Below are 19,346 nucleotides of genomic sequence, written 5' to 3'. Positions count from 1 at the left end.
TCATTTATTCTAATGCAAGTTGGCCGCTTGGTTCAGGTTGTCGTGCAAAACCCCATAAACGCGTTATTTTTAAAGTTGGCACATTTTTTGCAATATTAACTATAGTAAGTAGTGATTTTACCCATTCTTTCAAAAAGATAGGAGGAGTAAATGTGACGGTATCGGTATCTGCCGGTTTGACGAAGCAAAAGGCCAGATGGATGTATGAAAAAATGTGTGAAATCCGTCAATTTGAAGACAGGGTCCATGACATTTTTCAAACGGGGGTGTTGCCGGGTTTTGTACACTTATACGCCGGACAAGAGGCGGTGGCAGTCGGGGTTTGTGCCCATTTAAACGAAAGTGACAGCATTACGAGTACACACCGGGGCCATGGCCATTGCATTGCCAAAGAATGTGACTTACATGCGATGATGGCGGAGATTTATGGAAAGGCAACGGGGCTTTGCAAGGGAAAAGGCGGCTCTATGCATATAGCCGACGTTGAAAAAGGAATGCTCGGAGCGAACGGAATCGTTGGCGGTGGTTTTCCACTCGCTGTTGGAGCGGCATTAACCGCTAAAATAAAGAAAACCGATGCTGTAGCTGTCTGCTTTTTTGGTGATGGCGCAAACAATCACGGGACTTTCCATGAGGGGATCAACCTTGCCGCCATTTGGAAATTGCCGGTCATCTTTGTCGCCGAAAATAATGGTTACGCGGAAGCTACCCCATTCCATTATGCGTCTAGCTGCACCAATATCGCGGATAGAGCAAAAGCTTACAATATCCCCGGACAAACTGTGGATGGAAAAGATGTGATGGCCGTCTATCAAGCGGCAGAAGCAGCGGTGGAAAGAGCAAGACGAGGAGAAGGCCCCACATTGATCGAATGCGTTACGTACCGCAATTATGGACACTTTGAAGGAGATGCCCAGACGTATAAAAAGCAGGATGAGAAAAAGCGGCATTTACATGAATTGGATGCGATCGGACTGTTCCGCCACTACGCAACGGAACACGGATTGTTAACGGATGGGGAGCTCAACGGTATAGAAAAACAGGTGAAGGAATCAATCGATGAGGCAGTCAAATTTGCCGAAGAGAGCCCTTTTCCTTCTGCAAATGACTTGGTAAAAGATGTTTATGTGGCTTACGAAAATGGATGGGGGTGAAAAAATGACAAGGAATATTTCTTATGCAGATGCCTTGAATGAAGCTATGAAAATGGCGATGAGACGGGATGAGACAGTTATTTTAATGGGAGAAGATGTGGCGGGCGGAGCGGAAGTGGATCATTTACAGGATGAAGACGCATGGGGAGGCGTGATGGGCGTAACAAAAGGGCTCGTGACGGAGTTTGGCAGAAGCCGGGTATTGGATACGCCTATTGCCGAGGCGGGTTTTATCGGTGCTTCTGTTACAGCCGCGGCAACAGGGCTTCGTCCGATCGCGGAATTAATGTTTAACGATTTTATCGGAAGCTGTCTTGATGAAGTCATGAACCAGGCCGCGAAGCTGAGGTATATGTTCGGAGGAAAGGCGAAAGTGCCGCTTACGATTCGAACGATGCATGGAGCGGGCTTTCGGGCAGCCGCCCAGCATTCACAAAGTTTGTATGCCATTTTCACGCATATTCCGGGATTAAAGGTTGTTGTACCATCTACTCCTGCCGATGCGAAAGGGCTGCTCCTCTCAGCGATCTTTGATGATGACCCTGTCATCTTTTTTGAAGATAAGACACTTTACAGTATGAAAGGGGCAGTGGATGAAGAATACTACACGATCCCAATTGGAAAAGCGGATATTAAGCGGGCCGGGGAAGATTTGACGATTGTTGCCATTGGCAAACAAGTCCATACAGCGCTGAAAGCAGCCGACCAATTGGCGGAAAGGGGAATTGATACTGAAGTAGTTGATCCGCGAAGTTTGTCACCGCTTGATGAGGAAACCATTTTAACTTCTGTTGCGAAAACAAATCGTCTCATTATTATTGACGAAGCAAATCCGCGTTGTAGCGCGGCAACCGATATTTCGGCATTAGTGGCTGATAAAGGCTTTGACTTTTTGGATGCGCCCATCAAAATGGTTACGGCACCGCATTGTCCGGTTCCTTTTTCACCCGCGTTGGAAGATTTATATTTGCCTTCACCAGAAAAAGTACTGCAAGTCGTCGCTGAAATGATCGGTGATGAAACGATCGTCACGATATAAAGAGGCCATTTACAAAACATATTCAGCGTGTCATTACGTGGCACGCTGATTTTAGAAAGGAGACGATTTTGTTGGCTGTAGAAATTATTATGCCAAAGCTAGGAATGGGCATGGAAGAAGGGACAGTTGTGGAATGGTTGAAAAAACAGGGGGAACAGGTTCAAAAAGGAGAGTCGGTTGCAGTTATCTCCTCTGATAAAATCGAAAAAGACATTGAAGCGCCGGATAATGGCGTTTTGCTTAAAATTGCCGCCGATGTCGATGAAACCGTAACGGTCGGGAAAGCGATCGGCTATATCGGACAGCCCGGGGAGAAAATGGAAACAGCCGCAAGCGAAGAGGAAAAAACGGCACAGCGCCAAGAAACAGCCGCTACTATTCAAGCGGCAGAAGTTCCGGCCCATAAGCCGGTCGCCAGGCCATTAAAACTTAGAGTATCACCTGCGGCAAGGAAGCTCGCCCAAATAGAAGACATTGACATCCATACAATTTCTGGTACCGGGCCAAAAGGAAGAGTGACAAGGGAAGATGTTGAAAAAGCAATCGAAAAGAAAAAAGCGAAAGTTGAAAAACAACCAGTTCATCCTACAGATAAGCAGGCGCAAAATGAAATATCAGTCAAGCAAGTTTCCGGCATGAGAAAAGTGATTGCGTCAAGAATGTTTACAAGCCTCCAGCAAAGTGCGCAGCTCACCATTCATATGCGGGCAAATGTCACCGAATTGCTTTTACTCCGCCAAAAAATAAACGACCAATATGATACGAGCAGCCGAAAAAAGGTCAAGTTGACGATGACTGACTTCATCGCGCGGGCAGCAGTATTGGCATTAGCAAATCATAAAATCATGAACAGTACATATGAGGAGGAGCAAATAAAAACGTATCATTCAGTTCATTTGGGAATTGCTGTTGCCGTGGATAATGGACTTGTCGTTCCCGTCATAAAGAATGCGGAAAAGCACACCATATTTCAGCTTTCCAACGAAATTAAGAACTTGGGGAAAAAAGCGAGAGCAGGAACGCTTGAGACGGAGGAAATGAAAGGTTCTACTTTTACAGTGACAAGCCTCGGTGCGGAAGGAGTGGAGTTTTTCACACCGATCTTAAATCCACCAGAGGTGGGGATTCTTGGCGTAGGCTCTATTGTTGACACACCGGTATTCGTTGGAGAAGTAGTCAAACGGGAAAGCATGCTGCCGCTCAGTTTAACCTTCGATCACCGGGCTATTGACGGAGTACCAGCAAGCCGTTTTCTTCACCTCATCAAGGACAATCTTGAAAAACCGTATCAAATGTTGATATAACGAGAATAGAGCGGCTGGATACAGCCGCTCAGCTTGTAGAGAAAGCGGATGATAATTCCCAAAAGCCGCGAGTAAATCGAAAAAGAGGCGAGTAATTACCTGGAATCGGCGAGTAAATCAAAAAAGTGGATAGTATTTTCCAAAGGTCGTGAATAAATCAAAGAAGTGGATAGTAAGTGAAAAAAGTCGCTAGTAAACCCCGAGAAAGACGAGTAAATCCCAAAGGTGGGGATGAATTTGCCGTGATGAAGCTTTCTAAGGTTTCTCGATAGCCTAAGTGGCTGGATCTGATGCAGCCGCTTTATCTCGGATTCACTGGAAGAAAGACGCCTATCTTAAACCAAAAGGAAGCTCGAAGAGGTGGGGGGAAACCAACCAAGAGGTTCGCAGATTAAGAACGCCACATCCGGTGGAAACATAGGGTGACCTGCATCGCTGGTATTTATCTCTATTGGTTGAAGTCTTGCCGTAACTGCCGGTGACAGATTTTGTGAAAAATTGAACATTCTGTGACATCCATTGCCGTGTGCTGTCGCATTTTGTATAATAGTCTGTGCATGCAATGATGTATGCGAGGGCAGCCGCTGGCTGTTGTGGGTTTCAATCCCATCACTTGCTCTCATACATATTTTCTTACTAACGCAGTGTTTCGTTCCAATTAAGGACGAAGCACTGCGTTTTTTGTGTAAGTTCGAAGCCAATGTAGTTAAAATGATAATAGCCAGTGGAAGCGCCTGGGTGAAAGACTTTCCTTTTAGTCTGCAAGGATGGCGGTGTGGGCAGTTCCCCCATTGATATGGGTGAACATAGATGCGAACGATTCAACCAGCTTCATTGCATCGTTTGTTTCTATCATTAGCGGAAGGTAGACAATTTGCAAAGCTCTTGTCGTATTGGCGGAAACGGCAGTCCGTTTTGCATCCACGAACGGACTGCCGAATGGGCCGGCATCATCCGCGGATATGGGCAAGTTTTCCGCATTATTTTGCCGTCCGTTTAAGCCTTCATAGCTTTCTCCTTCTGCTCCTTTACGAATGACTACATTTCCTTGTATCAACTCTTTATCATATATGCCGAGTGGAATCCGATATTTTAAAGAGAAAAAGTTATTTAAATCAGTGGCTGAATTGATGGATGTTATGTATTGTTGTTTTTTGACTCGCCGATACAAGGCTTCAGCCGAATGCCTGTACCGATTAGGATCTTTTCCAAGCTTTTTAAAAATAGAGCGCCAATCTTTTATTTCGGGGAGCTCATTTATATTTTGATCTTCCAGCTCAAAAAAGAGCGACTCTTGAAATAATTGAAGCCTTCCTTTTAACATTTGCGGGGAATCTCCGACTGTAATATCCTCATAGTGAATGATTCCGAACTTTATTTGTGGAACGGCTGCACGCAACGTTTCGTCTATTACAACTTCCAACGTTTACACCTCCAACTAATGTTAAAAATAGTTTATCATAATAATGAGTTTGCTGTATGGAAGTAATAAGGGCTGCTTACGGATACTTGTAATGGAAAGGAGGGGCGCAATTGGATTATGGCCAACTAAAAGAAGAGATCATCGAATATAGCAAGCAGATCGGGATTGACAAAATCGGTTTTGCCGCTTCCGACCCGTTTATTGAAATGAAAAATTTGTTAATGAGGCAGGAAGCTCTCGGCTATCAGTCCGGGTTTGAACATAAAAATATTGATGAGCGCACTCATCCGGAACTCATTTTTGAAGAACCGCGCTCGATTATTGCCATTGCGCTCGCCTACCCATCTAAAATGACAAACCCTCCACGCGGAAAACGCGGGGAAAGAAGAGGGATTTTTTGTCGGGCTTCTTGGGGAATCGACTACCATATTTTGGTCCGGGAAAAACTGGAACAATTGGCGGCTTATATTAAGGAAAAAGTAAGCGAAGCGCGATGTAAGCTGATGGTTGATACCGGAGAGCTTGTGGACAGGGCAGTGGCTGAAAGGGCAGGAATCGGATGGAGCGGGAAAAACTGCTCCATTATTACGCCGGAATTTGGTTCTTACGTGTATTTGGGTGAAATGATTACAAACTTGCCTTTTGAACCGGATGAACCGCTGCATGACCAGTGCGGAGAATGTACGAAATGCCTGGAAGCATGCCCTACGGGAGCTCTTGTTGGGCCTGGGCAGCTTAACGCCCAGCGCTGTATCGCCTTTCTCACACAGACAAAAGGCTTTTTGCCGGATGAATTCAGAGAAGAAATTGGTAACCGTTTGTATGGTTGTGATACGTGCCAAACAGTATGCCCGAAAAATAAAGGGATTGACAATCGTTTCCATCCGAAAATGGAGCCAGATCCCGAAACAGCCAAGCCGCTTCTTAAGCCTCTTCTTCAACTATCCAATCGTGAGTTTAAGGAGAAATTTGGCAAAATGGCAGGCTCTTGGCGAGGAAAAAAGCCCATTCAGCGGAATGCCATACTGGCGCTCGCCCATTTTAAGGAAGAACAGGCGGTAGATGATTTAATTAAGGTCTTACAAGAAGATGTTCGTCCTGAAATAAGGGGAACGGCGGCGTGGTCCCTTGGGAAAATTGGAGGAGAGAAAGCAAGAACGGCCCTTTTAACGGCACGTGTCCATGAAAAAAACAGTGACGTCCAACAAGAAATACAAAAAGGTTTACATTTGTTGAATGAACAATAACAAATTAGCGGGCAAGTGATGAGGCGTCGAACATGTCTTTATCGCAATAAGGACAACTAGGCAGTTTTCTGATCTTATGCTTTTGGGCGCTCGCCGTGTTTTTTAGATCAATGACATGTAAGCAGGCATCAGTTGCCTGCTTTTTCATTTTTGCAAATGGCTCCACCTATTCACATTTGACTGTTCCACTGAATGTTTGCCTCCTTAAATGATTCTTTTTGAAAAAAATGTTTTATACTCAAATGAGCGGGAACATAGAGAACTGTAAGAGAAAAAATTTTCAAGGAGGAATTCTCGATGGCAGACAACAACAAGCGTGACAAAATGACACTAGAAGAAGCCGGAAGAAAAGGTGGAGAAGAAACTGCCAGAACACACGATAAGGAATTCTATCAAGAAATCGGCCGCAAAGGTGGAGAAGCAACCTCCGAAAATCATGACAGAGATTTCTATGAAGAAATCGGCCGCAAAGGTGGAGAAGCAACCTCCGAAAATCATGGCAAGGATTTCTATGAGAAAATCGGCCGCAAAGGTGGAGAAGCAACTTCTGAAAATCATGACAGGGACTTCTATGAAGAAATAGGCCGCAAAGGCGGAGAAGCAACTTCCGAAAATCATGATAGGGGCTTTTATGAAGACATTGGCGAAAAAGGCGGAAATGCCCGCGCAAAACAACGTGAAAACGACAACAAGTAAATTCATATATAGGATGAAAAGAAGTTGAGATATAACTGGCCAAAAATATGCAGAAATGGTTTCAACCGTCGGTCTTTGATGGTTGGAACCATTTTTTATTGTTACATAGCACCTTCATGCAGGTGTATTTTCTCAAGTTCATCTTCTTTTTTTATGCGTTGAAAAAACGAGTAAACATGCTCGTGTCCAAGGTAATCTATGCGCTTGTAAATTTTCTGTGGAATGAAATGAAAAAAGAAGGTGTTTCTCCCATATATATGAGCGAGGAGGGATGAAGTGAGAAATTGTTTAGAGCATATTTTGGAAGAAAGGGTAGAGGAGTATGCGGGGAGGAAAAAATCAAAGGATGATAAAGTGAATCAAAAATTGCAATCTTTGGCAAACCGCAAATGTGAGATCGTCAAAGTGGATGCGGTGGGTCAAGTAAAGGAGAAAACATCGGAACAGGGGATGGATTATTTACTGTATCATTTTCATTTTAAATACATGATTAAACAGGGCGGGTACTTTTATATTGAAGAGGAGGTGGAAAAAAGAAAAGCCGCATTTTATAATGACCGCATATGCGAAGATGGTGAGGTTCCGGTTGAGTTCAGAGCGGAGACGTTAAATATGGATGAAGGTTGGAAAAGAGAGGAAAGCGAACGGATCCCGTATTATTATGACCGTTTAGAGGCTGTTCGCTATGCGGAAAGATGGTGGAACGATTACAACCCCGCATATATCAAATTTGAAGTGGATTGTACAAATTATGTTTCCCAATGCCTTCATGCCGGTGGAGCACCGATGAGAGGCTATCCAAACAGAAGCAATGGCTGGTGGTATCGCAACAGAAATTGGAGCTTCAGCTGGTCTGTGGCAAACGCTCTAAAAACGTATTTGCAGCATTCACGGACCGGATTACGAGCGAAGGAGGTACACGATCCCCTTGAACTTCAGCTTGGTGATGTCATTTGTTACGACTTCCAGGGAGACGGGAGATTTGACCACAATACGATTGTGACGGGAAAAGACGCAACGGGTATGCCCCTTGTAAACGCCCATACGTATAACAGCCGGATGAGATATTGGGCATACGAGGACTCCTCGGCATATACGCCAAACATTCAATATAAAATGTTTACGATTGTGGATGACAGTTAGCGCAAAAGGTCATAGCCCTTTTCATTGTCCTCATAGTGGTGGTATAATGTCACGGTAAGCAAAAATTGAGGTGAACAGCAGTGCCAATCAACGTTGTATTATATCAGCCAGAAATTCCTTCAAACACTGGAAATATTGCTCGGACATGTGCCGCTACCGATGCACGATTACACTTGATCCGTCCGCTCGGTTTTTCAACGGATGACAAGATGCTCAAACGGGCGGGTGTTGATTATTGGTCGTTTGTAAACATCACCTATTATGATTCTTTGGAAGAGTTTTTTGCGGCAAATGAAGACGGCGAGCATTTTTTCTTAACGAAACATGGAAAGCATCCCCATACCGCATTCAAATATAACGATCCTCATAAAAACTATTACTTTATTTTTGGAAAAGAATCATCCGGATTGCCAAAAAATGTGTTGGCACAACATCAAGAGCGGTGCTTGAGAATTCCGATGACGGAAAATGTTCGGGCTCTCAACTTGTCCAACACTGCCGCAATTCTTGTATATGAAGCACTTCGGCAGCAGGGCTATCCAAACTTGCAATAAGAAATCCCCCTTCAAAGTGAAGGGGGATTTTTCAACCTTACTTTCTGTAAACTCCCGGCTTATCTTCGTAACCTGCAGTAAAGATGGCTGCCAAAAATGCGATGCATACGCCCAAAATCAAAATTGTTTTCATAAGATATATGTAAGCCTCCTTTTCCAGAAGTAGTCCTTCCGTTATTATATCCCATTTTTTTTGTAATGTGAATGAAACTTATGGCGAAATGTTGAAACGGTTTATTCACAACCGAACATTTATTGACATACCTTTAATTAAGCATGTTCAAGCACCAGGGTGCATATGGTTTAATTAATCATTCCTCATCAAGCAAAACAGGGAGGTCCTTATGGATATACTAAAAAAAATTGAACAATATCGGTCTCATGAAGCGAGACTAAAGTGGGAAGGAACTTTTGCAGATTATTTAAAACTACTCAAGGAAAAACCATGGGTTGCTCAGTCGGCACACTCCCGTATATATAACATGATCAGGGATGCGGGGGTCGAAGAAGTAAACGGACAAAAAGTATACCGCTTTTTCAGCCATGAGATGTTCGGGTTAGAAGAAGCTTTGGAAAAGCTGGTTGAAGAATATTTCCATCCGGCAGCGAAACGTCTTGATGTAAGGAAAAGAATATTATTACTAATGGGGCCGGTCAGTGGTGGAAAATCAACCATTGTTACGATGTTGAAGCGGGGACTTGAAGCATATTCCAGAACAGATGGCGGCGCTGTATATGCAATCAAAGGGTGCCCGATGCACGAAGATCCACTCCATTTAATTCCACAGCATTTAAGGGAAGATTTCTACAAAGAATACGGCATTCGGGTGGAAGGAAGTTTGTCCCCGCTAAATAGCATGCGTTTGGAGGAAGATTACGGAGGCAGAATTGAAGATGTGCTAGTTGAGCGGATATTCTTTTCTGAAGATAAGCGGGTTGGTATTGGAACGTTCAGTCCATCTGATCCCAAATCACAGGATATTGCCGACTTGACAGGCAGCATCGATTTTTCCACCATTGCAGAGTATGGTTCAGAGTCAGACCCAAGGGCGTATCGATTTGATGGCGAGTTGAACAAAGCCAACCGTGGGCTTATGGAATTTCAGGAAATGCTGAAATGTGATGAAAAGTTTTTGTGGCATCTCTTGTCGTTAACACAAGAAGGAAATTTTAAAGCGGGGAGATTCGCGCTTATCTCGGCAGATGAGCTCATTATTGCCCATACAAATGAGACTGAGTATCGGTCCTTTATTTCAAATAAAAAGAATGAAGCGCTTCATTCACGGATCATCGTCATGCCCGTTCCGTACAATTTAAAGGTATCCCAGGAGGAAAGGATATATGAAAAGATGATTCGTGAAAGCGATGTGGCCGACGTTCATATAGCGCCCCATACGTTAAGGGTAGCGGCCATGTTTACCATTTTAACGAGATTAAAGGAGCCAAAAAGAGGAGATATTGACCTTTTAAAGAAAATGCGCCTGTATGACGGGGAAAATGTGGAAGGATATAACTCATCTGACTTGAACGAGCTGAAAAAAGAGTACCAGGATGAAGGAATGAGTGGAATCGATCCAAGATATGTCATCAACCGGATCTCATCAGCCATTATCCGCAAAAATATTCCTTCGATTAACGCTTTGGATGTGTTGAGATCGTTAAAAGAAGGGCTGGATCAACATCCGTCCATCACAAATGAACTTAGGGAAAAATATTTAAACTTCATTTCCCTTGCGAGAAAAGAATATGATGAACTGGCGAAAAAAGAGGTTCAAAAAGCTTTCGTATATTCTTACGAAGAATCCGCAAAAACATTGATGGATAATTATTTGGATAATGTGGAAGCCTTTTGCAATAAATCGAAGTTGCGCGATCCACTTACCGGAGAAGAGATTAACCCTGATGAAAAATTAATGCGTTCGATTGAGGAGCAGATCGGTATTTCCGAAAACGCGAAGAAAGCTTTCCGGGAGGAAATATTAATACGTATTTCGGCATTGGCAAGGAAAGGCAAACGCTTCGATTACAGATCACACGCGAGATTGCGGGAAGCCATTCAGAAAAAACTGTTTGCCGATCTGAAGGACGTTGTAAAAATCACAACTTCAGCCAAAACGCCGGATGAACAGCAACTGAAGAAAATAAATGAAGTCGTAGCCCGTTTAATAGACGAACATGGTTATAACTCAACTTCGGCCAACGAACTTCTTCGTTACGTGGGAAGCTTGCTAAACCGATAAAACATCAACCCTTTCCATTATGAACCGACAAGTTCAATAACTGGATGGGGTTTTCTTTTTATTTCAAACTCACCGTATACCTGATAGGAAGCAGTCCTGCATGAAAAATCTTTGTCCCATTCTTACAACTAGCAGTAAATAAATTTGCGATTTCGCATAAGATAGAATAATTAAAGGTGATTGTACACGGATTTTCGGGTACACATGTTTAATAAAACCATTAAAGGGGGGCGTCGTAATCATGTCAGAGTCAATGTCTCACCAATTTGCTATTTCAAAAGAAGATTGGTCCCTCCATCGGAAAGGTTATGATGATCAACAGCGCCATCAAGAAAAGGTACAGGAAGCAATTCGCAATAATTTGCCCGACCTGATTACCGAGGAAAGTATCATTATGTCCGATGGCAGCGATGTTGTAAAAATTCCCATCAGATCTTTGGATGAATATAAAATTCGCTATAATTACGATAAAAACAAACATGTTGGCCAAGGAGACGGAGATAGTCAAGTTGGTGACGTTGTTGCCAGAGATGGAGGGTCACAAAAATCCGGTCCGGGAAGAGGGCAAAGAGCAGGTGACCAGCCGGGCGAAGACTATTACGAAGCGGAAGTATCCATGCTGGATTTGGAAGAAGCGTTATTCAAGGAGCTTGAGCTTCCCAATTTACAGCGGAAAGAGCAAGATGCCAACAAAGTGACGAATATTGAATATAACGATGTGCGCAAAACAGGGTTAATGGGCAATATTGATAAGAAAAGAACAATGATGACAGCCTTTAAACGAAATGCCATGAAAGGAGAACCGGATTTTTACCCGATATTTCCGGAAGATTTGAAATTCCGGACATGGAATGAAATTGAAAAACCGGAATCCAATGCAGTTGTCATTGCAATGATGGACACAAGCGGTTCGATGGGGATATGGGAAAAATATATGGCGCGCAGCTTTTTCTTCTGGATGACCCGTTTTTTACGGACGAAATATGAAAAGGTTTCTATTGAATTTATTGCCCATCATACGGAAGCAAAAGTAGTATCCGAAGAAGATTTCTTTTCCAAAGGAGAGAGCGGCGGAACAATTTGTTCTTCCGTGTATAGAAAGGCATTGGAGGTCATATCGGATAAATATGATCCTGAGCGATACAATATTTATCCGTTCCATTTTTCCGATGGAGATAACTTGACATCGGATAACGCAAGATGTGTAAAGCTCGTGAATGAACTGATGGAGAAGTCAAATATTTTTGGGTACGGTGAAGTAAATCAGTATCAGCGCAATTCCACGTTAATGTCGGCTTATAAAAATATTAAAAATGAAAAGTTTTATTATTATATTTTGAAGCAAAAGGCGGACGTGTATCACGCAATGAAAAGCTTTTTCCGAAAGAAGCCTGAAAACAGCTATATGTAAATATGGAAGTCATCAGAGGAAGCAAGATGTTGTTTCCTCTTTTTTCTTTTGGAATGCCCATTTTGTGGTTGACAGCGGAGAAAATAAAAAGTATCCTTAAAATAAAAATAATATAACGACATTTCACGCTACTTGAATTATTTTGTTATACCCAATTCGCTGTGCGTCAATTGTTAAACGCTTACAAAACTGTAAATTTAAAATATTATGAAGACAGTAATGACACAGACCCACCCATAAACACTCAACTGGCTATCAAACGAAATCCCATATAAAACATGCTAACGTTTATTACTGGAAAAATCATGAAAGACAGCTTGCCAAAAATGAAGTGGATTTCCTTTTTCGGGATCGTTTTGGCAGGAGCCTCCGTTAAAGCCAACTTAGACAGCCAGTAAGGGAACCATCACCTCAAGCAGACGGCAGAAATACCCGAAAAAACAAAAAAGGATCGCTTTTCCGAAAATCATGCACCGTGAGGAGGAGGAACAACTATGGATAGCGGGAAAACAGATGATTTTTATGATGTATACGAGGTTTTCAGCAAGAGAAGCCATAAAGGGGACTTTCAGCATCAATTCAGTTTGTTGGCCCCGAATGCCGATATGGCATTTATCATGGCTCAGGAAAATTTCATGCGCAGGGAGCCCGTAGTGGATATATGGGTGGTAAAGCGCTCGGACATCCGAAGGATGAAGCCGGAGGAGCGGGACATTGTTCAAAGGCTTGACAACAAAGATTACCGGCTGACGAAAGGTTATGGATATTTAAGAAAGAAGTGGCGCCAGTACGAGCAAAAAATGCTCGATGAAAAAGAAATCATGTCATGGGCGGAAGACCGCCCTCACAAAGAAAAGCGCCAGCCATAAAACGTTTTTAAAGGCTTTGCCTTTAATAAAAAGCACATTATGAAAGGGGATATGTACATGTTTAAAATGGTTGCACTGTTCAAAAAGCCGGAAGACCCTGAGGAGTTTGATCAATATTATTTTGGAACGCACTTGCCTTTGACAGAAAAAATTCCCGGACTCCGCAAAGTCAACGTGACAAAATTTACTGGATCGCCGATGGGAGAAAGTCCGTATTATTTGATGTGTGAAATGTTTTATGATAGTAAAGAAGCATTTAAAGAGGCGTCCAAAACAGAGGAATCAAAAGCTTCTGGAAAGGATGTCATGAAATTCGCCGGCAACCTTGTCACATTTATGTTTGGTGAGGAAGTTAATGAGTAATTATCAACATATTTTAACAGAAGAAGTAGGCCCGGTCGGGGTTGTGTGGCTCAATCGCCCAAATGTATTGAACGCCCTAAACAGAGTAATGGTTCGAGAGATTTTGGAGGCTCTCGAACGATTTGATCGGAAAGAGCGGATCAGGGTTATTTTGCTTGCCGGGAAAGGAAAGGCATTCGCCGCTGGGGCGGATATTGATGAAATGGCGGAAGAGAATACAATCTCGATGGAATTATTGAATCAATTTGCCGATTGGGACCGCCTTGCCCAAATTAAAACGCCAATTATTGGATCAGTACACGGCTATTGCTTAGGCGGAGGCTTTGAGCTTGCTCTTTTATGCGACATGATGTATGCCGCAAGCGATGCCAAGTTTGGATTTCCGGAAGTAAACCTGGCGGTTATGCCCGGTGCCGGAGGCACGCAAAGGTTGACTAAATTGCTTGGAAAGACAAGAGCGCTTGAATGGATTTGGAGCGGCGACATGATGTCAGCCGAAGAAGCCCTATCCTTTGGGGTCGTCAATAAGTTGTATCCTGCTGACACTGTATTTGAAGAAACGTTGAATTTTGCAAAAAAACTGGCTGAAAAGCCCCCCCTCGCCGTTCGAATGATCAAAGAAGCCGTTCACAAAGCGGTAGACTATCCACTTCAAGAAGGGATGTATTTTGAGCGGAAGAACTTCTATTTGCTATTTTCTTCCCAAGACCAAAAAGAGGGCATGAAAGCTTTTATGGAAAAAAGAAAACCTGATTTTAAAGGATATTAATGGAGGTTGCCATGTTTGAAACAATTTTGTATGAAGTTAGGAAATCCGCCGCATGGATTACGTTAAACCGTCCGGATAAATTGAACTCTTTCAATGCCCAAATGCACGCCGAATTGCTGAGCGCCTTTGAAAAAGGAGATCAAGATGATGATGTGCGGGCAATCGTCATTACGGGAGCGGGACGTGCTTTCAGCGCGGGACAAGACTTGGGGGAAGCCGATGCCGCCTTTGATTATGGGGAGCTGCTTACCAATCGGTACAACCCGATTATCTTGAAAATGGCCGCAAGCCAAAAGCCGATTGTTGCGGTAGTGAATGGTACGGCAGCAGGAGCGGGATTCAGCCTGGCCTTGGCTGCGGATTTCAGACTCGTGTCAAAAAAGGCCAGTTTTTTAAATGCGTTCGTGCACATCGGTCTAGTTCCAGATTCTGGAAATACTTACTATTTACCGCGCATGATTGGCCATGCAAAAGCACTTGAACTCATGATGCTTGGGGAAAAAATAAGTGCTGAACAAGCTGATCAATTAGGGCTTGTCACGAGAATGATTCCAGCGGATGGGTGGGATCATGAAGTATCGGAATTTTTGGATAAGATCGTGTCCATGCCGACAAAGGCCATCGCCATGATGAAAAGCAATGTGCAGAAATCATGGAACTCAACTCTTGAAGAGGTGCTTGACTTGGAAGCGGAAGCGCAGCGGTTGGCCGGCAGATCGAAGGATCATCTAGAAGGAGTACGAGCATTTGTCGAGAAGCGCAAACCTGCTTTTCAAGGGAAATAAAGAGCTTCTTCCGCACGTTTATTAACCTGCCAAACTTATTGACTATCTACCATAACCAGTGTACCATTACGATAATTATTGCCGTTTACATAGTGTGAAAAAGGCGATAAAATTTTAAATAGAGGGGGAACAAAGGTGAGCGTAAAATGGAAAAAAGGTTTAATGGCATTGTTTGGCGGTGCGGTCCTTGTATTGGCTGCATGTGGCAATAATACATCTGCCCCAGAGAAGGAAGAAGATAATAATGGAAAGCAGGAAGAAGGAAAAAAATATAAAATCGGTGTTACGCAACTCGTTGACCACCCATCTTTGAATGCTGCCTACGACGGTTTTAAGAAAGCCTTGGAGGATGCAGGATTAGAGGTGGAATATGATGAACAAAATGCGCAAGGAGATCCAAATAATAACACGACGATTGCCTCGAACCTTGTAAATGCCGGCGTTGATTTGATATTTGCCAACTCAACACCGAGCGCACAATCTGTCGCGAGCGCTACAAAAGACATTCCGATCGTTTTCACATCTGTTACGGATGCAGTCGGGGCTGAATTGGTCGAATCATTGGAAAAGCCCGGCGCTAATGTTACTGGAACCATTGACACCCATCCAGAGGCCATTCCGAATTCTGTTAAGTTTATTAGTGAAGAACTAGAATCCAAAAATGTGGGAATGGTTTATAACGCAGGGGAGCAAAACTCGGTCGCTCAAGTAAATATCGTAAAAGAAACGATCAAAAAAGAAAATCTTGATTTGAACATTGTAGAAGCACCCGTATCAACCTCTGCCGAAGTAAAGCAGGCAACAGAATCATTGCTTGGAAAGGCTGACTCTATTTATATTATTACGGATAACACGGTCGTTTCCGCATTGGAATCTGTTATTTCGGTTGCCAATGACAACGAACTTCCACTAGTGGTGGGAGAATTGGATTCATTAAAAAAGGGCGGCTTTGCAGCATATGGTTTTGAATACTTTGACATTGGATATGAAGCTGGACAAATGGCAGTGAAGATTTTAAAAGAAGAGGACAAACCAGCCGAAATGCCAGTACAGGCTCCGCAAAACTTGAAATTAATGGTCAACAAGAAAATTGCGGATAAGATTGGAAAAGAAATTAAAGATGAATGGGAAGCTGAAATTTACGAAGGCAAATAAATAGATAGGAGATGATTCTAAGATGTTTGCAGCAATGTTTGGCTCCGTAGAGCAAGGAATCATCTATGCAATAATGGCACTCGGGGTATATCTTTCATTCCGGGTGCTCGACTTCCCGGATCTGACGGTTGACGGCAGCTTTGTCACAGGAGCTTCGGTTGCCGCCACGATGATTATCTTCGGGTATCATCCGGCAACGGCAACGGCTGTTGCCTTGGTCGTCGGGTTTTTGGCTGGTTGTGTCACGGGACTATTGCATACGAAAGGAAAAATAAACCCGCTATTATCCGGCATTTTAATGATGATTGCACTATATTCTATCAATTTGCGGATTATGGGTTTAACTTCTGATAACTCGGTCGGACGCCCGAATATACCTTTATTAAATTCTGAAACAATCTTTACAAAATTTCAAGTATTTTGGGAAAACCTGGGAATTGATGCCGCGTTGAACAATATGTTGTCATCCATTGGCGTTCAGCATATCCCTTCCACTTGGGGAATATTGATCCTTATGGCAATTGTAACAATTATCATCAAGCTGATTGCCGACTGGTTTCTTCAAACCGAAGTGGGGCTTGCGATTCGTGCCACCGGTGACAACAAACGAATGATTCGCAGTTTCTCCGCAAATACGGATTCACTTGTCATTCTTGGACTTGGCATTTCCAATGCGCTTGTGGCATTTTCCGGAGCATTGATTGCCCAATATGGAAAATTTTCTGATATTGGTATGGGAATCGGGATGATTATCATTGGGCTTGCGTCGGTCATTATTGGGGAAGCGATTTTTGGTACGAAAACAATTGTTCGAACAACGTTGGCTGTAGTAGCTGGTGCTATTATCTATCGAATTGTTCTTGGATTGGCGCTGCGAATCAAGTTGCTTGATACAGGGGATATGAAACTTATTACGGCAGTCATTGTTATTGCCGCACTTGTCATGCCGCAAATCATCGAAAAAAGAAGAGCAAACAAGCGGAAGGCCAAGTGGCACACCCAGCGAATGGCAGCTTTGAAATCGGCCGGAAAAGAGGAGGTAGAATCCGTTGCTGAAGCTCGAACAGATTAGCAAAATCTTCAATGAAGGGACACCTGACGAAAAAATAGCACTGGATCGAGTGAACCTGGAAATGGAAGAAGGCGATTTCGTCACAGTGATAGGCAGTAACGGTGCGGGTAAGTCCACATTAATGAACATGATTTCCGGTGTATTGACTCCGGATGTCGGGACAGTGGAAATTGGTTCCAAAAAAGTAACAAAACTGCCGGAATATAAAAGATCGCGATTAATCGGGAGGGTATTTCAGGACCCAATGGCTGGAACTGCACCATCCATGACGATCGAAGAAAACCTGGCGATGGCCTATTCACGCAATAAAAAGCGCGGTTTAAGGAGAGGTGTCGACAGGAAAAGAAGGGACTTTTTCCGTGCGGCGCTCGAAACGCTCCATTTAAACTTGGAAAACCGTTTAAATGCCAAAGTGGGGTTGTTGTCAGGGGGAGAGAGGCAAGCTCTATCGCTTTTAATGGCAACATTCACTCAACCGTCTATTCTGCTTCTTGACGAGCATACCGCGGCGCTGGATCCGGCAAGAGCGGAGCTCATTACGAACTTGACAAAAGAGCTTGTTGAAAAGGATCGTTTGACAACGCTCATGGTCACACACAATATGCAGCAGGCGCTTGATCTTGGCAACCGCTTGATCATGATGGATAAAGGTCAAATTATTTTGGAGGTTAACAAAGAAGAGAAAAAAGATTTAACAATAGAAAAGTTGCTTGGAGAGTTTCAGCGGATTCGCGGAGAACAATTTGCAAGTGACAAGGCGCTATTATCGAGTTAGGAGATATTTGCGTTTCTTGATTTTTAAATAAAAAAGGGAGGCTTCTTTATGATGTTCTCTCATTTTTATTACCCAATTTACATGATTTTTACCATTATTTTCCAAAAAAATTATCCATTATATGCACTAAATGGTGGATAACTGTTCATAGAATGAAAGTAAATAAAGATCAAATCCTCGTTTTTTACAGAAAGAGATTGCGGAAAAAGGGGAGGTCAAGATGGGTTTTTTTGAACAGATTCATGAACATGAGCAAGTAGTTGTTTGCAATGATCCAAACACAGGATTGAAAGCGATTATAGCCATCCATAATACAACGCTCGGTCCGGCAACCGGCGGCTGCAGAATGTATCCATATCGTTCCTTTGAAGATGCCCTGGATGATGTTCTGCGCCTTTCGAAGGGCATGACATATAAATGTGCTGCCGCCGACGTAGATTTTGGAGGCGGGAAATCGGTTATCATCGGTGATCCGGCAAAAGACAAATCACCGGAACTATTCCGTTCTTTCGGAAGATTTGTAGAATCATTGAATGGACGATTTTACACTGGAACTGACATGGGCACAACCCCGGAAGATTTTGTTCATGCGATGAAAGAAACAAACTGTATCATTGGACTTCCAAAGGAGTATGGAGGAGGCGGAGATTCATCCGTGCCAACCTCGATTGGGGTCTTATACGGCATTCAGGCTACCAATGAATTTGTAAGCGGTTCCAGTGGCTTGGGTAATCAAACATATGCTATACAAGGTCTTGGTAAAGTGGGATTAAAGGTAGCAGAGCAGCTGCTGGAAAAAGGTGCTGATCTATATGTGACAGAACTGAACGAGCGAGCGATCACCAAACTGGTGGATTATGGAAAGAGCATTGGAAACCCATCCATTCGAGTGGTTTCATCAAATGATATTTACGGAGTTGAAGCGGATGTTTTCGTTCCATGCGCCATTGGCGGCGTGTTGAACGATGAAACGCTTGACATGTTAAAAGTAAAAGCCGTTGTCGGTTCCGCGAACAATCAATTAAAGGAGGAGCGTCATTGCGCCGCACTGCAAGAAAAGGGAATCGTATATGCTCCGGATTATATTGTGAATGCTGGCGGATTGATTCAAGTAGCTGACGAATTGTACGGAGTCAATCAAGAGCGGGTATTGCAAAAAACAAAAGCAATCTACGATTCATTGATGGAAATATTTATTGTCTCGGAAAATGATAGCGTTTCCACCGTGGAAGCAGCCAATAGGTTTTGTGAGCAAAAATTGGCGGCAAGAAAAGCTGGAAATAGTTTCTTCGCGCGCAAGGTTCCGCCCAAGTGGCAAATCAAACATTAAAATCCGTGTCATCATCT

18 protein-coding genes are annotated in these 19,346 nt (G+C 43.3%); 17 read left to right on the top strand and 1 reads right to left on the bottom strand.

Annotated features, from left to right (window positions below):
• Nucleotides 1-200: 200 nt before the first annotated feature.
• The 3 genes from JOC94_RS10090 to JOC94_RS10080 all read left to right on the top strand — a co-directional run bounded on the left by JOC94_RS10090 (nt 201) and on the right by JOC94_RS10080 (nt 3,497).
• Entirely contained in the window at nt 201-1,154 is a 954-nt protein-coding gene (locus tag JOC94_RS10090; RefSeq protein WP_077112408.1) for a thiamine pyrophosphate-dependent dehydrogenase E1 component subunit alpha, read from the top strand.
• Nucleotides 1,155-1,158: 4 nt separating this feature from the next.
• A complete protein-coding gene (locus JOC94_RS10085; protein ID WP_077112171.1) occupies nt 1,159-2,193 on the top strand; it encodes an alpha-ketoacid dehydrogenase subunit beta in 1,035 nt (344 codons plus the stop codon).
• 71 nt (nt 2,194-2,264) lie between these two features.
• Complete coding sequence (locus tag JOC94_RS10080) at nt 2,265-3,497, top strand: dihydrolipoamide acetyltransferase family protein (RefSeq protein ID WP_077112173.1); 1,233 nt, start codon at nt 2,265-2,267, stop codon at nt 3,495-3,497.
• 754 nt (nt 3,498-4,251) lie between these two features.
• Here the strand turns inward: JOC94_RS10080 and JOC94_RS10075 are convergent.
• Nucleotides 4,252-4,920 (bottom strand): B3/B4 domain-containing protein, encoded by a 669-nt coding sequence (locus JOC94_RS10075; protein WP_077112175.1) that lies wholly within the window; start codon nt 4,918-4,920, stop codon nt 4,252-4,254.
• Between the two features lie 110 nt (nt 4,921-5,030).
• Here JOC94_RS10075 and queG point away from each other — a divergent pair, with 110 nt between their 5' ends.
• From queG to JOC94_RS10005, 14 genes are all read left to right on the top strand, one after another.
• Complete coding sequence (gene queG, locus JOC94_RS10070) at nt 5,031-6,167, top strand: tRNA epoxyqueuosine(34) reductase QueG (RefSeq protein ID WP_077112177.1); 1,137 nt, start codon at nt 5,031-5,033, stop codon at nt 6,165-6,167.
• A gap of 297 nt (nt 6,168-6,464) precedes the next feature.
• Complete coding sequence (locus JOC94_RS10065; RefSeq protein WP_077112179.1) at nt 6,465-6,863, top strand: KGG domain-containing protein; 399 nt, start codon at nt 6,465-6,467, stop codon at nt 6,861-6,863.
• Nucleotides 6,864-7,139: 276 nt separating this feature from the next.
• On the top strand, nt 7,140-8,006 hold the full coding sequence (locus JOC94_RS10060; protein WP_077112182.1) for an amidase domain-containing protein: 867 nt from the start codon (nt 7,140-7,142) through the stop codon (nt 8,004-8,006).
• Nucleotides 8,007-8,086: 80 nt separating this feature from the next.
• Nucleotides 8,087-8,560, top strand: coding sequence for a tRNA (uridine(34)/cytosine(34)/5-carboxymethylaminomethyluridine(34)-2'-O)-methyltransferase TrmL (gene trmL / locus JOC94_RS10055; RefSeq protein WP_077112184.1), 474 nt, complete (start codon nt 8,087-8,089; stop codon nt 8,558-8,560).
• A 344-nt stretch (nt 8,561-8,904) separates the two neighbouring features.
• On the top strand, nt 8,905-10,800 hold the full coding sequence (locus tag JOC94_RS10050) for a PrkA family serine protein kinase (RefSeq protein ID WP_077112186.1): 1,896 nt from the start codon (nt 8,905-8,907) through the stop codon (nt 10,798-10,800).
• A 241-nt stretch (nt 10,801-11,041) separates the two neighbouring features.
• A complete protein-coding gene (yhbH, locus tag JOC94_RS10045) occupies nt 11,042-12,211 on the top strand; it encodes a sporulation protein YhbH (RefSeq protein WP_077112188.1) in 1,170 nt (389 codons plus the stop codon).
• Between the two features lie 494 nt (nt 12,212-12,705).
• Nucleotides 12,706-13,080, top strand: coding sequence for a 1,2-phenylacetyl-CoA epoxidase subunit PaaB (gene paaB / locus JOC94_RS10040; RefSeq protein ID WP_077112190.1), 375 nt, complete (start codon nt 12,706-12,708; stop codon nt 13,078-13,080).
• A 57-nt stretch (nt 13,081-13,137) separates the two neighbouring features.
• Nucleotides 13,138-13,443, top strand: a complete 306-nt coding sequence (locus JOC94_RS10035) for an EthD family reductase (protein WP_077112192.1) — start codon at nt 13,138-13,140, stop codon at nt 13,441-13,443.
• Nucleotides 13,436-14,212: an enoyl-CoA hydratase/isomerase family protein gene (locus JOC94_RS10030; RefSeq protein WP_077112193.1), complete on the top strand. Its 777-nt coding sequence runs from the start codon at nt 13,436-13,438 to the stop codon at nt 14,210-14,212. The genes JOC94_RS10035 and JOC94_RS10030 overlap by 8 nt, the downstream gene beginning before the upstream one ends.
• An 11-nt stretch (nt 14,213-14,223) precedes the next feature.
• The gene (locus JOC94_RS10025) at nt 14,224-14,997 is read left to right on the top strand and encodes an enoyl-CoA hydratase-related protein (RefSeq protein ID WP_077112195.1); all 774 of its coding nucleotides are present in this window, start codon (nt 14,224-14,226) and stop codon (nt 14,995-14,997) included.
• 162 nt (nt 14,998-15,159) lie between these two features.
• Nucleotides 15,160-16,152, top strand: coding sequence for an ABC transporter substrate-binding protein (locus tag JOC94_RS10020; protein ID WP_077112410.1), 993 nt, complete (start codon nt 15,160-15,162; stop codon nt 16,150-16,152).
• 22 nt (nt 16,153-16,174) lie between these two features.
• Entirely contained in the window at nt 16,175-17,224 is a 1,050-nt protein-coding gene (locus JOC94_RS10015; RefSeq protein WP_077112197.1) for an ABC transporter permease, read from the top strand.
• Nucleotides 17,202-17,999 carry an ABC transporter ATP-binding protein gene (locus JOC94_RS10010; protein WP_077112199.1) on the top strand — a complete coding sequence of 266 codons (798 nt, stop codon included), beginning with the start codon at nt 17,202-17,204 and terminating at the stop codon, nt 17,997-17,999. Before JOC94_RS10015 ends, JOC94_RS10010 begins: the two co-directional genes overlap by 23 nt.
• 220 nt (nt 18,000-18,219) lie before the next feature.
• On the top strand, nt 18,220-19,329 hold the full coding sequence (locus JOC94_RS10005) for a Leu/Phe/Val dehydrogenase (RefSeq protein ID WP_077112200.1): 1,110 nt from the start codon (nt 18,220-18,222) through the stop codon (nt 19,327-19,329).
• Nucleotides 19,330-19,346: the final 17 nt, after the last annotated feature.

It is taken from the genome of Siminovitchia thermophila, assembly GCF_016909185.1.
Classification (GTDB): Bacteria; Bacillota; Bacilli; order Bacillales; family Bacillaceae_C; genus Siminovitchia; species Siminovitchia thermophila.
This window is presented reverse-complemented; position numbering and strand designations above follow the sequence as displayed.